Origin of the sequence: Hungatella hominis (assembly GCF_014288005.1) — a bacterium.
GTDB lineage: Bacteria > Bacillota > Clostridia > Lachnospirales > Lachnospiraceae > Hungatella > Hungatella effluvii.
In genome coordinates this window covers 15,267-29,286 of record NZ_JACOPB010000002.1, presented here as the reverse complement: position 1 = coordinate 29,286, position 14,020 = coordinate 15,267, and the positions used below count along the sequence as shown (strand labels likewise).

Sequence of the window (14,020 nt, the reverse complement as noted above, 5' to 3'; positions counted from 1 at the left end):
AGAGAGTAAACATCTCTCTCCTTTTTTAAAGGAGAAGATAGAATGTCAAAAAGCAAAGCTGATGCAAAAAAGAGAAGGACATTTATGGTATTTACGATTCCTGGTTTCCTTCTGTATTCTGCTTTTTTTATTTTTCCTATCCTGATGGGAGCGTATTACAGCCTGACGGATTGGGATGGGGTAAAAAAGAAGTTCAACATGATAGGAATGCAGAATTACGTGAAGATCTTCCAGGATAAGCAGTTTATCAATGCGCTCGGATTCACACTGAAGTATAGCCTGTTTCTGATTATTCTGACCATTATTCTTGCGGTATGTCTGGCGCTGTTTTTGAATCAATCGGTAAAGGGCCGCGGGTTCTTCCGCTCCATGTATTTTATACCGGCGGTGCTCAGCATGCTGACGGTCGGTCTGATTTTTAATCAGATTTTTTATTATATACTGCCGCCGATTGGAAAAGCTCTTGGAAATCCCACCTTAAGCAAGAGCCTGTTAAGCAGCCCCAGAATGGCGATATGGGCAATTCTCTTCGTCAATTTGTGGCAGGGGCTTCCGATCCCGACGCTGTTGATTCTGGCCGGTTTACAGTCCATCCCCATGGATTTGCTGGAAGCCGCCTCTTTAGACGGAGCCAGGGATTTTCAGAAATTTCGGTTTATCACGGTTCCGTTTATTTTGCCGGTGCTCAGTGTCGTGTTGGTCCTGACACTGAAGGGTGGTCTGATGGTCTTCGATTATATCCAGAGTATGACCGGGGGCGGCCCGGGCGGAGCGACAAGAAGTATCGCACTATTGATTTATGAACATGGATTTACACAGAACAAATATGCTTACAGCATCGCGGAAGCCATCATCGCAGGTATTATTATCGCCGCGATTTCTGCGGTCCAGATTACATTTACGAATAAGAAGAAGGGGGTGTAAGTACGTGACAAAAAAGAAAAAAGTTCGTATACTTACCTATTTCGTTCTGATTTTGGGGCTGATTCTCATTCTGTTTCCGCTTTATATCACGATCGTGACAGCGTTTAAGACGAATATCCAGACGGCCAAAAGCTTTTTTACGCCCCCTCTCCCTGCAACCATGGAAAATGTGTGGGTAATCCTGACATCAAAGGAGTATTGGTCCGCCTTTAAGAACACTGCGTATATCACCGTGTTTGTGCTTCTGGGCAATATGATTATCATGCCTGCCATGAGCTACGCCATAGCGAGAAGTATGCCGTCAAGCCGTGTCTACCGGTGGATCTACTATTTTCTCCTGCTGGGAATCTTCATTCCGTTTCAGGTGAAGATGATGCCGTTGGTTAAGATGATGAGTTACCTGCATATGTTAAATCCCACGGGTCTGATCATTCTGTGCATCTCCAGTTCTACCTGCGAAAGTGTATTCCTGTTGGTCGGATATATGGGAGCGATTCCCCAGGAGATGGAAGAGGCGGCTTATGTAGATGGGGCCAGCACGTTTCAGACCTATACGAAAATTGTGTTCCCGCTGTTAAAGCCCATGCTTGCAACGGTTCTGATTAAAATGGCGCTCTGGACGTGGAACGATTTCATGCTCCCGCTGGTTACCTTAAACCGCTCCTGGAAGTACTGGACGCTGACATTGTTCCAGTATAATTTTAAGACGGAATATATGATTAACTATGGCTTGACCTTTGCAACGATTCTCATGTCCATGCTGCCGATTCTTATCTTTTACGCGTTTATGCAGAAATACATTATCAGCGGACTGACCAGTGGTGCCGTAAAATCATAGGAGGCTGTGAATGAAAATACAATATCTTGGAACCGCGGCAGCGGAAGGCTGGCCAGGGATCTTCTGTAACTGTCCGGTATGCAGGGAGGCTGTCAGAAGAGGCGGTAAAAATATACGGAGCCGCAGTCAGGCCCTGGTCGATGATTCCCTGTTAATCGATTTTCCGCCGGATTCCTATTACCATATGATTCAGTACCACGTCCCGATGGCGGCCGTGCAGAATATTCTTCTGACTCATGCCCACCAGGACCATTTTTATCCCCTGGACCTGACCATGAGAGGAAACGGATTCTCGGATGAGGTAACGGGAATCCTTCAGATCTATGGAAACGAATTATGCTGCGAATGGTTCGGGGAGGCCGTGAGAACCGCATCTCCATACATGGAACTGGATCGCAGACTTGCCTTTCATACCATAACGAAATTTCAAACTCTGAATTTACAGGGATATACCATTACTCCCCTTCCTGCGCTTCATGACAGGAGGCAGAACTGCCTGATCTATCTCCTGAAAAAGGACGGGAAGAAACTGCTGTATGGAAATGATACCGGCTGGTTTCCGGATGAGACCTGGAGGTTTCTGGAACGGGAGGGGCACCTTGACGGAGTCAGCTTAGACTGTACCATGGGAAGGCAAAAGGAGGGAACCAACCATATGGGAATTCCGGATAACCGGGAGGTCATAAAACGGCTTAAATTGTATGGATGCGTGGATTCGGATACGAAAATAGTGATCACCCATTTTTCCCATCATGGCGGTGTCCTTCATGAGGAATTGGAGCAGGAAGTGGGAACCGATGGCTGGTATGTGGCATACGATGGCTTTTGCCTGGAGATATAGTGGAGATGAAAAAGCTTACAAGAAAGGTAGAAACGCTGCTGCGGGGAATATCCATACGGCAGAGGCTGCTGTCTCTTGGACTGATCGTGCTGGCTGTGGCATGCGCCTGTCTGTTTTATCTGACGCTCAGATCGGTACAGGTGACCAGGGCGACCATCCGGAACAGTAACTCTACGGTGGTGACTGTCATCTCCATCAACCTGGATGACTGGCTGAGAGATTTGTATATTGCCACGAAAATGCCGATTCTGCAGGCGCCGGACCGGACGGAAATCTATAATTTTCTGACCGCCAATCAGGGCGATATAACAAGAAGCTCCAGCGAAGACCGGTATACCTATTTCTATAATGCATATAAGGAATGCTACGCCCTGATGGAAATGAATTCCCGCGTTTCGACGATTGATATTACAGACTTAAAGGGAAATTACTTAAGAACGCTTTCCACGGAAGATCACGATATGGTATATAAAGAGATATCCGGAAATTACTATTATATGCACAGCTACGTGATGGGGAAGATGAATCTGGATAAAACGTGGACGGAGCGCGTCATGAAGCTGCGAGGCCGGATGTACTGCCTTCCTAAGGATCTGATTGAAGGGACAGACCATTTCATAAAACAGGATACTTCGTTCTATGCAGCTCGGGCGATCGTGAATTCCGACACGGTAAGACCGATCGGTATGATCCTGATCCGATGTGACGTAGAGCCGCTTCTGGACTATTTCAAAGATAAACGGACGTTTTCCAGCCAGAAGCTGTCTGTTTTTAACCGGGAGGGAGAATTGCTGTTCGGTGATTTGGATGCAGAATACACATCGGAACTTTCACGGGCGCTTTCCTTTGGGGATGACAACAAAAAGACATCGGCCCGTTCACAAAAGCTGAATATCGGAGGCAGGCGGTATCTGGGCGATTATACGGTGACAGCGGAGGGATATACAGCGGCCGTCCTGACCCCTTATGATGTCTATGTGGAATATATCATACGCCAGGAACGGGCATTTTTTATTTTCATGTGCCTTGTGCTGGCAGGACTTGCCGTTTGCTTCAGCAGTATTGTGAACAGTATCAGGAATCCCCTGCGCCATTTAGAAGCGGCCTGCAAGGAGGTGGAAAAGGGGAACTTTTCGATAACACTGGATGATGAGGGAAAGGATGAACTGACTCATTTTTCAAAGTCCTTCGAGACCATGACCTCCGAGATTCAGCTCCTGATCCAGGAAAAGTATGAGCAGAAGCTGCAGTATAACCACCTGGAGATCCAGATGCTCCGGGCGCAGATCAATCCTCATTTTTTATATAATACGCTGGAGAGCATATCTGCTGGAGCCTATTTGAAAGGAGAAAAGGAGCTTGCCTATATGGCTGTCCTTTTAGGGCGCAGTCTTCGCTACAGTATCTCCCAGCCGGATGATACGGTTACCGTGCGCCAGGAACTGGACGAACTCCACGATTATATGGAGCTTCAGAAAATCCGCTATAAGGAGCAGCTGAATTTCTGTGTCAGCATAGAGGAAGAACTCTATGACCACCGGATTTTGAAGCTTCTGCTGCAGCCGCTGATTGAAAATGCGGTCTACCACGGCATCAGCATGCAGACGCAGAACGGCAGCATTGAGCTGCTGGGATATGTGAAGAACGAAAAAATCATCTTTAAGGTCATTGATAACGGTCCGGGGATTGAAGAACCGTACCTGACGGATTTGAATGATTACATACAGGGGAAAAATGAGAAATTTAAGACCATAGGACTGCGCAATGTAAACCGGAGGATACAGCTGTTTTATGGATCGCAGTATGATGTCCATATCGAATCCAGTCCCCCTTTCGGAACCAGTGTGATCGTGGTTATTCCCGCAAGGGCATATGCTGCGTCGCTTGCGGCAGGGGGCCTGGCTCCATTTGCAGAAAGGAAGATGTGAATTTGCAGATTTTAATAGTTGATGACGACGATGCGATCCGTGCGGTTATACGGAAATTTATAAAAGAGGATTCCCAGTGCAGTTTTGCGGCTGTCTTTGAAAGCAGGGATGGGATCGAGGCATTTGAAAAAGTATGTATGTATCCTATTGATATTATATTTACCGATGTAAAGATGCCAAGGTGCTCCGGAATCGGACTGATGGAACGGCTTAACGGTCTTCAGTATGATGGGCAGATCATAGTGATCAGCGGATTTGATGATTACGAATACGTCCATTCGGCACTCCGTTATGGGGCGGTGGACTACCTTCTGAAGCCGATTGATCCTGACGATTTTTCCATGGTCCTTCAAAAGTGCATGAGAAGCGCAGAGCGGACAAACTATCTGAAAAAATTTTACAACCACCAGATGGGGCTGGAAAAGCTGATGCTGATCCAGCAGCACCGGGTGGAACAGCTGATGCAGAACGATAAAATCGATGAACTGGTCTCGGAATACGCCGGAGATTCTGTCATGGTTCTGCAGGAGGTGTTCCGCGGCTATCAGCCCAAAAAGGAGGAGACCGAGACACTTTTTATCGCCACTCAGAATGCGTATGCAAAGGTCAGCAGCAGTTTTAAGCTGCTGCAGGGGATTTATCAGGGACTCTGGGTGGTGATCGTCAATGATATCAGTAAAAAGCAGTATGAAAAGCTGAAAGTAATGCTAAAGAAAAAATATAAATATATTGCAGTCAGCGATTTATTCTGCCTTTCCAGTGCAGACCATGTCTTTGACCAGTGCAGACAGGCCCTCAGCCTGACCTTTTACGATTTCCCGGACAAAGGAACTGATGAAGGAGAGTCCTCCGCGGGCCTGGTGGATGAGGTATGCCTTCATATCTGTAACGGCAGCTTTGACGGGCTGCAGAAGTCCTCGGAGAAGCTGTTTGCCTATCTGTGCAGGTCCAGAAAGAATGTAGGAGATACGAAGAAGCTGCTGTCTGATATCGTGTACAGGGTGATGGCGAAGGACAACGGGTTTATCCGGGTCATCAGCCATTACAAACTGACCGATATGGACCTGGTAAATGTCATACAGACAGCGTATTCGGCTTACGATTTATATAAGCGTTTTCTGGAGCTGTGGCATCAGTATATTTACGATTACCACGAATATGCAAAAGAGAGTGCAAACAGCTTTATGGTTCAGAAAGCGGTCCGGTACATTGAGGCTAATTACAGGAAGGAAATTACACTCCCGGATGTGGCTGACGAGGTGAAGCTTCATCCCAATTATTTTTCTACACTCTTTAAAAATGAGACGGGAGTGACTTTTGTCCGTTACCTGCGCCGATACCGCATCCAGAAGGCGCTCCAGCTGATGAAGGACTCGTCTCTGAAGCTGTATGAGATTGGAGAGCTGATTGGGTACCCGGATACGACTACCTTTTATCGTGTCTTTAAGGAAGAGATGGACATGTCCCCCAACCAGTACCGCAAGATGATTGATATCGATAAATAAGTGCACGGGTATCAGTACGCCCTGCACCCTCTAATAGATAAGATTCATCACAATCCCCTGCGGAAAATCTCCGTACTTTTCCCCGAATAAATTGATGCCTCCGATATGCCTGGCATCTTTTTTTATCTGGATTAGCAGCGAGATGTAGGGGTGATCCTGGAGCTTTAAGTCTTTGAGAGACAGCTGCGGATCGATCAGGCGCCCGTCTAAGTAGCTGCCGCTTTCCCGGACGGAGAAGTTTTTTAACAGTCCGTACTGCGTGCGGCCATTGGGCCAGGCGGGGGGAGTCAGGCGGCCGCGGCGGGCGCCGTAATCTCCGGGGGAACAGTAGGTGGCGACCTCGTGTCCATTGATGGAGACGGTGATGTCGGACGGCCAGTCCTCCAGGAAGCCGGGGGCTTCGGAACAGAGCTCCATGCAGAAAGAAATTTCGTGGAGCTCCAATAAGGGATTGGTCAGGTTGGGAAAGCGGTATTCCACGAAGCCCTGCTGAAACCAGATCAGCTGTGCATTTCCGCGCAGCGGGGAGTAGAAGGTGCGGGCGCTGTCGTATGCATCCATGACGCCGTTCTCATCCGCCAGACCGCAGGTAGGCTCCACCTCGATCTGATAGTAATTGCCCACAGGCATATCCAGGGTGATCGTATTATCAGCCAGATCCGCGTCCGCGTCAAAGGTCTCCAGGTGAAAAGTCTGCATGCTGCAGATACAGACACGCATGGAACCATGCAGTCCGGGCTGGGTTTCCGTGACGATCAGCTTCGCCTCTTCCAGGATCTTGATGTGCAGCGCCGTGGAGGACACGGGGATGGAGAGAATGTCTGCGATCTCCTGTAAAGAGAGGGGCGTATTTTTCAACAGGTTTAAAATATTGAGACGGATTGGAGAGGACAGGGCTTTTCCGATCCTGACAATCTGCTCGTGATGGGCCGGATTGCTTAAGTGAAGCTGGATATCACGCTCACCGATGATCTTAACCGGGGCTTTCTGTTTTCGTGACATGAACGGTTCCTCCTTTTCTTACATTATTTTTTAATTACTGTAATTTAAAACCATATATTTATTATATAAAAAATGTAATAAAATATCAACTGTAATAAAAAAGCAGTACAATATTTAGCAAAATTACATAAAAATATAGACGTAATATAAAACATACTTGATATAATATACAAAATATGGTAAGATAAATTATGTAATAAATGTGGAATGACAGAGAGGGGATTACATAAACTGGGGTGAATTTTCTCTGTTTAATACATATTTATTGTAATTAAAGTTGGGTTAAAAATCAAGTAGGAATAAAAAAGAAAAGGAGAGGGAGAAATGAGAAAAATGAAGAAAATGATGTCACTGACAATGGCGGCGGTTATGACTCTGTCGTTAGCAGGATGCGGCGGCGGAGGAACAGCACCGGCGACGAAAGCGGCGGAACCGGCGGAGACCAAGGCGGAGACAACGGCCGAGGCCAAAGCGGAGGAGACGACTGCGGCACAGCCGGCGGGGGAAAAGACGACGATTACGTTTATCAACGGCTTTACCGGCGGCGACGGTCCGTTTATGACCAAGATTGTGGATGCGTTTAATGAGTCCCAGGATCAGTACTTTATCGAGCAGCTTCAGGATGCAGACCATTACACGAAGTTCAAATCGGATGATTTCGACATGCTGATTATCCATGCGGACTGGATTTCCACGTATCACGCGCTGGGCCTTTTAAGAGAAGTATCTGACATCTATGAGAAGGCGGGGCTGTCCTTTGAGAATGACTGGCATCCGATTACCCAGACGTATGCCAAGTACGACGACGGAATTTTTGCTTTCCCGTTAGACTTATACGCAGAGACCTTCTACTACAATAAAGAATACGTAAAAGAAATACCGAAGACGTACGACGATATGAAGGCACTGCGCGATCAGCTGGATTCTGAAAATTCAGGAATCTACCCGATGTCGATCCCGCTTACCGGCGACCATCAGTGGGCATGGATGACGGCTCTCGGCCAGTCCGGATGCAACTGGGTGGAAGGCGAGCACATCAAGATGGACACCGATGAGATCGCAGACGCATTTATGAAGATTCATGACCTGATCTATAAGGATCATATCAGCGCGGCCGGCTTAGGCGACAACGACCATTTCAACACCTTTATCAAAGAATCCAAGGACAACACCAATGTCAGCGCAGCTACAGCTCTGACGGGACCGTGGAATTACACGGCTGCCAAAGAAGTTCTGGGCGACAATCTGGGAATCGGCACACTTCCGCAGCTGTACGGTGACACGAAAGTGGTTCCGGCCGGCGGCCATACCTTCGGCGTATCTGCAAAGGTGACAGACGAGAAGAAGATTGACGGAATCGCAGCATTTATGAAATTCGCATACCAGCCGGAGATCATGTTAAACTGGGCAGATTCCGGTCAGGCTCCGATTCATTTAAAGACCATGGAACTGGTAAAACAGTCTCCAGAGAAGTATCCGGTTGCCAATGTAAACTATCAGATCTTTGATTACGCCATGATTCTTCCGGCCATCTACAATATCAGGGAACAGGTGAAATACGTCAATACAACCGTATGGTCCATGGTAATCCAGACTCCTGATTTAAAGAAAGAGGATTTGATGGAGGAGCTGAAGAACGCAACGGAGATTGCGACAGAATTATCTGAATTATAATCGTTAAACCATGAGGGGCTGCCGCTTTTTAAGAATATGAGTGCGGCAGCCCTTTCTGAGTCGCTGTTCCCGCGGGGGAGCAGCAATATTTCTGACGCAAGCTGCAGGGCAGCAGACGGGAGGTTATCATGAAGAAAAGAAAAGGCACGGCAGTGCTGTTTATCATTCCCTTTCTACTGTTTTTTCTACTGTTCTGGCTGATCCCATTTGTATACGGTATCGCGATGAGCGTAACAAAATACAGTCTGATTCAGGGAAACAAAGGGTTCGTGGGATTCGCGAACTACATCAAGATTTTATTTTCCTCATCCATGTACCACAAATCATTTATTCAGGGATTGAGCAATACGGTAATATTCGTCGTGCTCACCACTCCGTTTCTGGTGTTTGGAAGCCTGTTTCTGGCGCTTCTGCTGGACCGGCTGCCGGAACGGATGAAGGGGATTTTCCGGACGATTTATTTTGCATCCTATTCCGTTTCCGTAACCGCTGTGGCGGCGGTGTTCGTATGGCTGATGAAGGGAAACGGCGGTTATTTTAACAACATGCTGCTCAGCATGGGAATCATTAAGTCACCGATTCCCTGGATGGAGCAGCAGCCATTTGTATGGGTGGCGCTGACGGTAGCCACGGTCTGGTGGACGATCGGCTACAATATGATGCTGTTTGTCAACGCACTCAATGAAATTGACACCAATCTGTACGAGGCCTCCGCCATGGATGGCGCAGGATTCTGGGTACAGCTCCGATACATCATTCTGCCAAATATCAAAAACGTGTTTTTCTTTGTCCTGATGACGACAATCATCGCTTCCTTCAACGTCTACGGCCAGCCAAGGCTGATGACGAAGGGCGGGCCGGGAGAGACTACGAAGCCCCTGATCATGATGATCACCTCTACGATCATGGACCGCAACGATCTGGGCGTGGGAAGTGCGATGACGATTCTCATGGGAGTGGTCATCATCCTCTGCTCTGTCGGACAGTATTACCTGACCAAAGAGAAAGATAATTTAAAATAGGAGGGCGGCAAGATGAAAAAGAAATATTTTAACCGGATTTTGCTGGTCATGTGTGCCTGCGTGATCGCATACGCGTTTCTGCTGCCGCTGCTCTTCATGCTGTTTACCAGCTTTAAGGGCCTGGCGGAGGCGATGACCTCTTCTACACTGCTGCCCCATACATGGACGCTGCAGAATTACAGGGATTTGTTTGCCAGCACCTCCACGGCGCCGATCTTTAAATGGCTGATGAATACGGCGGTGGTGACGGTCAGCGGTACGATATTGAGAATTACGACCAGCGTTCTCGCGGCTTACGCGCTGGCGCGTCTTCCGGTTCCCGGAAAGCGGTTCATCGTGGTGGGGCTTGTATGGGCGATGGCAATTCCGGAGATCGTGACATTTTTCCCATTGTTTTATATCTTCAAGCAGATTAATATGCTCAATTCGCTGCTGCCGCTGATCTTACCCTCCGGCTCCGGCGTTATGTGTATCTATCTGATCTATAACTTCCTGCTGGCGTTCCCGAAGGAGCTGGAGGAGGCCGGGCTGGTGGAAGGCGCCAATGTCTTCCAGGTGCTGTGGCACATCGTTCTTCCGTCGGTGAAGCCGGTGGTGATCACACAGGCCTTTATCACATTTCTCGGACTCTATAACAGCTACCTCTGGCCGTCGCTGGTGGTCAACAAGCAGGAGAACCGGACTGTGACACTGGGAATCGCCGCGCTGGTCCTGGGGGAAAATTATACGAACCCCGGCCTTATGATGGCATCGACCCTCGTATCGGTGGTGCCTGTCCTGATTATTTTTATGTTTGCCAATAAGTATGTCGTTAAAGGATTTACACAGTCGGGTATCAAATAAGCTTGGAGGATTAAGTATGAGAGATGAGTATCCGCGTCCTGATTTTGTGAGGAGTGAATGGGTAAATTTAAATGGGGCCTGGGATTTTTATCTGGGCGGAGAAAAGAGAACGATCGAGGTGCCATACGTATGCCAGTGCAGAAAGAGCGGGATCGGTGAGCGGATTCGTGAGGATGCCGTCGTGTATGAACGGACCTTTTTCGTGCCGGATACCTGGAAAGGGCGGTCGGTGCTGCTGAATTTCGGTGCGGTCGATTACTTTTGCCGGGTGTGGGTCAACGGGCAGTGCGTCGGGACCCATTCCGGAGGCCAGACGCCTTTCAGCTTTGATGTGACCCACTGCCTGAACTGGGGGGAAGAGTGCATCCGCGTGGAGGTGGAAGACTGGCTGAAGGATGAGCAGATCGCCAGGGGAAAACAGTACTGGGAGGATGAATCCAGCTTTATCTGGTATACACCCAGCACTGGAATCTGGCAGACGGTATGGCTGGAGCCGGTGTCCGCGTCGCGGTTTTCCTGGATTCGCTTCACGCCGGACATCGATGAAGGTACGGTGAAGATTGACTACCGGCTGGAGCAGGGGACTGCGCTTCCGTGCGAGGCGATGATCACCATCTGCCGGGAGGAAAAGCCTGTTTTTAAAGGTACCGTGTGGTGCCGCGAGTTGTGCAGCACCATCACGGTGGATGTATTTCAGAAGAAGGCGTTAAACGGTTCCTTTCATTTTGTGGGAGCATACTGGTCTCCGGAAAATCCCAATCTCTATGAGGTCACCATGGAGCTTAAAAACGGCACGGAGGTGACCGACCGGGTGGAAAGCTATTTCGGCATGCGGAAGGTCCGGATCGAAGGCGGAAGAATCTATCTAAACAACCAGCCCTACTATCAGAAGCTTCTCTTAGACCAGGGGTACTGGGAGGAGAGCCTGATCACGGCGCCGTCCGATGAGGATTACAAAAATGATATCCTGATGTCCAAGGCCATGGGTTTTAATGGGTGCAGGAAGCATGAAAAGGTGGAAGATCCCAGATTCTTATACTGGGCGGACCATCTGGGATTTCTGGTGTGGGAGGCGATGGCCAGCTTCTGGGTCTATACGCCGGAGGGGGCCTGTGCCTTTATGAGAGAGTGGATGGATGTGATCCGCAGGGATTACAATCATCCCAGCATCATTGTGTGGGGGATGCTGAATGAGAGCTGGGGCGTCCCCGGCATCTACGAGAATCAGGAGCAGCAGAGCTTTTCAAAATCCCTCTATTATATGGCCCGCAGCCTGGATTCCACCCGCCTGGTGATCTCCAATGACGGCTGGGAGATGACGGATACAGATATCTGTGCGGTTCACTCCTACCAGCACGGAAGAGAGGACGACCAGAAGCAGCAGGAATTATATAAAAATTGTTTAAAAGAGATCGACGTGCTGCCTAAGATTGTGGAAAAACGGTTGTTTGCAAAGGGTCATTCCTATCAGAAGCAGCCGGTGGTGCTGACTGAGTTCGGCGGAATCGCTGTCTCGGAGGACGAGAGCGGCTGGGGCTATACGGCGATCGGACGGTCGGAATTCTTAAAGGAATACAGCAGGATTCTTGACGCGGTCTACGATTCAGACTTGATCTGCGGATACTGTTATACGCAGCTGACTGATGTGGAACAGGAGACCAACGGCCTTCTGACAAGCACCCATCAGTATAAATTTGACCCGGAAAAAATTAAGGAAATCAATGACAGGAGGAACCGGTAATGAAAGTAGTTGCACACCGGGGATACAGCGGAAGGTATCCCGAGAATACGATGCTGGCGTTTCAGAAGGCGGTGGAGGCCGGATGTGATGAGATTGAGCTGGATATCCAGCTGACAAAGGATGATGTGGTGGTGGTCCTTCACGATGAGCGGATCGACCGGACCACGGACGGCGCCGGCTATGTCCGTGATTATACATACGAGGAATTAAAGCAGTTTAACGCGGCCAAATGCTGGGACGGAAGGTACGACAGGATGGCGGTTCCCACGTTTGAGGAGTACTGCATCTGGGTGAAGGATGAGCCTGTGACCACTAATATCGAGTTTAAAACCAGCATTTACTATTATGAGGGGCTGGAAGAAAAGACGATAGACCTTTTGAGAAAGTATCATCTGGAAGAGAAGGTGATGTTCTCGTCCTTCAACCACGTGTCCCTGTTAAAAGCGAAGGAGCTGGAACCGGATATAGCGTGCGGAATACTGGTGGACGACGAACTGGGCAACGCGGGATATTACTGCAGCCAGTACGGCTTTGAGTGTTACCACCCCAACGGAGCGAAGCTGACCGGCGCCGTGGCGGAGAGCTGCGCCCGCCATGGGATCAAAATCAATGCCTGGACCATCAATGATATGGCTCTGCTGGAAAGGCTGGGCGACTTGAACTGCAGCGGGGCGATTACGAATTTTCCGGGTATCTGCCGCGCCTGGCAGCAGGCAATGCAGAAATAGGGAAGATTACTTTACATACAGGGAAGGCGGAAATAAGTCGTTGAAGGAACAGAGAACTGCACTGCTTGAAAAAACTGAATTGCTTAATAAAACAGAATTGCTTAATAAAACAGAATTATTTGTCCTGGACATGGATGGAACCTTTTATCTGGGTGACCGGATTCTGGATGGAGCGCTTGACTTTTTAAAGACCGTGGAGGAAACGGGGCGCAGATACCTGTTTTTTACGAACAATTCTTCAAAATCACCGAAGGCCTATCTTGAAAAACTGAAGGGGATGAACTGCATAATCGGCCGGGAGCAGATTATGACCTCCGGAGATGTGATGATCCAGTACTTAAAGAGCGGCTATGCGGACTGCTCCGTGTATCTGGTCGGCACACCGGCTCTGGAGGAGAGCTTTCGGGAGGAGGGAATCCGTCTGACGCAGGAGATGCCGGACGTGGTGGTAATCGGTTTCGATCTGACCCTGACCTACGAAAAGCTGGAGCGGGCGTGTACCTATATCAGGAACGGAGCTGAATTCCTGGCAACCCATCTGGATATCAACTGCCCTACGGAAGAAGGCTTTATCCCGGACTGCGGCGCATTCTGCGCGGCCATCTCCCTGTCTACGGGAAAGCAGCCGAGATACGTCGGTAAGCCTTTCCCCGAGACCGTGGAAATGATCTTGAAGAAAACAGGCGTGGACAGGGATCGTATCGCCTTCGTGGGCGACCGCCTGTACACAGACGTGGCCACCGGTGTGAACAATGGCGCCATGGGAATGCTGGTGCTGACCGGGGAAACGAAGAGGGGGGATCTGGAGGGGGCGGAGGTCGTCCCGGATGGCGTGTATCTTTCCTTGAAGGAGATGGGGGAGCTGCTGAGGACTCATCGGGAAGATTGAGAGCGGCATACTGCCAGAAAGCTGGACTTGACATTTAAATCTGCTTCTGCTATTATAAACATACCGACGGTATGTATGTAAAAGG

General features: G+C 49.0%; 12 protein-coding genes. 11 read left to right on the top strand and 1 reads right to left on the bottom strand.

Going from position 1 to position 14,020, the window contains the following annotated elements:
- The first annotated feature begins 42 nt into the window (after positions 1–42).
- Genes H8S75_RS04445 through H8S75_RS04425 form a run of 5 tightly spaced genes read left to right on the top strand, consistent with a single transcriptional unit; the run spans position 43 to position 6,036 of the window.
- Entirely contained in the window at positions 43–924 is an 882-nt protein-coding gene (locus H8S75_RS04445) for a carbohydrate ABC transporter permease (protein WP_038257721.1), read from the top strand.
- Between the two features lie 4 nt (positions 925–928).
- Positions 929–1,762, top strand: a complete 834-nt coding sequence (locus tag H8S75_RS04440) for a carbohydrate ABC transporter permease (protein ID WP_002602193.1) — start codon at positions 929–931, stop codon at positions 1,760–1,762.
- Positions 1,763–1,772: 10 nt separating this feature from the next.
- Positions 1,773–2,603 carry an MBL fold metallo-hydrolase gene (locus tag H8S75_RS04435; protein ID WP_002602194.1) on the top strand — a complete coding sequence of 277 codons (831 nt, stop codon included), beginning with the start codon at positions 1,773–1,775 and terminating at the stop codon, positions 2,601–2,603.
- A 5-nt stretch (positions 2,604–2,608) separates the two neighbouring features.
- Positions 2,609–4,531 carry a sensor histidine kinase gene (locus H8S75_RS04430; RefSeq protein WP_187019683.1) on the top strand — a complete coding sequence of 641 codons (1,923 nt, stop codon included), beginning with the start codon at positions 2,609–2,611 and terminating at the stop codon, positions 4,529–4,531.
- A gap of 2 nt (positions 4,532–4,533) precedes the next feature.
- Entirely contained in the window at positions 4,534–6,036 is a 1,503-nt protein-coding gene (locus tag H8S75_RS04425) for a response regulator transcription factor (protein WP_025531176.1), read from the top strand.
- A 30-nt stretch (positions 6,037–6,066) separates the two neighbouring features.
- Here H8S75_RS04425 and H8S75_RS04420 read toward each other — a convergent pair whose 3' ends face one another.
- Positions 6,067–7,038 carry an ArsR/SmtB family transcription factor gene (locus tag H8S75_RS04420; RefSeq protein ID WP_187019681.1) on the bottom strand — a complete coding sequence of 324 codons (972 nt, stop codon included), beginning with the start codon at positions 7,036–7,038 and terminating at the stop codon, positions 6,067–6,069.
- Between the two features lie 324 nt (positions 7,039–7,362).
- Here H8S75_RS04420 and H8S75_RS04415 point away from each other — a divergent pair, with 324 nt between their 5' ends.
- The 6 genes from H8S75_RS04415 to H8S75_RS04390 all read left to right on the top strand — a co-directional run bounded on the left by H8S75_RS04415 (position 7,363) and on the right by H8S75_RS04390 (position 13,935).
- Complete coding sequence (locus H8S75_RS04415) at positions 7,363–8,712, top strand: ABC transporter substrate-binding protein (protein ID WP_187019679.1); 1,350 nt, start codon at positions 7,363–7,365, stop codon at positions 8,710–8,712.
- 128 nt (positions 8,713–8,840) lie between these two features.
- Positions 8,841–9,734: a carbohydrate ABC transporter permease gene (locus tag H8S75_RS04410; RefSeq protein WP_187019677.1), complete on the top strand. Its 894-nt coding sequence runs from the start codon at positions 8,841–8,843 to the stop codon at positions 9,732–9,734.
- A 12-nt stretch (positions 9,735–9,746) separates the two neighbouring features.
- Positions 9,747–10,577 carry a carbohydrate ABC transporter permease gene (locus tag H8S75_RS04405; RefSeq protein WP_025531175.1) on the top strand — a complete coding sequence of 277 codons (831 nt, stop codon included), beginning with the start codon at positions 9,747–9,749 and terminating at the stop codon, positions 10,575–10,577.
- 16 nt (positions 10,578–10,593) lie between these two features.
- Entirely contained in the window at positions 10,594–12,318 is a 1,725-nt protein-coding gene (locus H8S75_RS04400; protein ID WP_187019676.1) for a glycoside hydrolase family 2 protein, read from the top strand.
- Entirely contained in the window at positions 12,318–13,046 is a 729-nt protein-coding gene (locus H8S75_RS04395) for a glycerophosphodiester phosphodiesterase (protein WP_187019674.1), read from the top strand. Before H8S75_RS04400 ends, H8S75_RS04395 begins: the two co-directional genes overlap by 1 nt.
- A gap of 40 nt (positions 13,047–13,086) precedes the next feature.
- Entirely contained in the window at positions 13,087–13,935 is an 849-nt protein-coding gene (locus tag H8S75_RS04390) for an HAD-IIA family hydrolase (RefSeq protein WP_187019672.1), read from the top strand.
- Positions 13,936–14,020 lie beyond the last annotated feature (85 nt).

Coding starts and splice junctions, on each gene's coding strand:
- H8S75_RS04445 (WP_038257721.1), top strand. CDS start 43: ATGTCAAAAAGCAAAGCTGATGCAAAAAAGAGAAGGACATTTATGGTA.
- H8S75_RS04435 (WP_002602194.1), top strand. CDS start 1,773: ATGAAAATACAATATCTTGGAACCGCGGCAGCGGAAGGCTGGCCAGGG.
- H8S75_RS04430 (WP_187019683.1), top strand. CDS start 2,609: ATGAAAAAGCTTACAAGAAAGGTAGAAACGCTGCTGCGGGGAATATCC.
- H8S75_RS04420 (WP_187019681.1), bottom strand. CDS start 7,038: ATGTCACGAAAACAGAAAGCCCCGGTTAAGATCATCGGTGAGCGTGAT.
- H8S75_RS04415 (WP_187019679.1), top strand. CDS start 7,363: ATGAGAAAAATGAAGAAAATGATGTCACTGACAATGGCGGCGGTTATG.
- H8S75_RS04410 (WP_187019677.1), top strand. CDS start 8,841: ATGAAGAAAAGAAAAGGCACGGCAGTGCTGTTTATCATTCCCTTTCTA.
- H8S75_RS04405 (WP_025531175.1), top strand. CDS start 9,747: ATGAAAAAGAAATATTTTAACCGGATTTTGCTGGTCATGTGTGCCTGC.
- H8S75_RS04400 (WP_187019676.1), top strand. CDS start 10,594: ATGAGAGATGAGTATCCGCGTCCTGATTTTGTGAGGAGTGAATGGGTA.
- H8S75_RS04395 (WP_187019674.1), top strand. CDS start 12,318: ATGAAAGTAGTTGCACACCGGGGATACAGCGGAAGGTATCCCGAGAAT.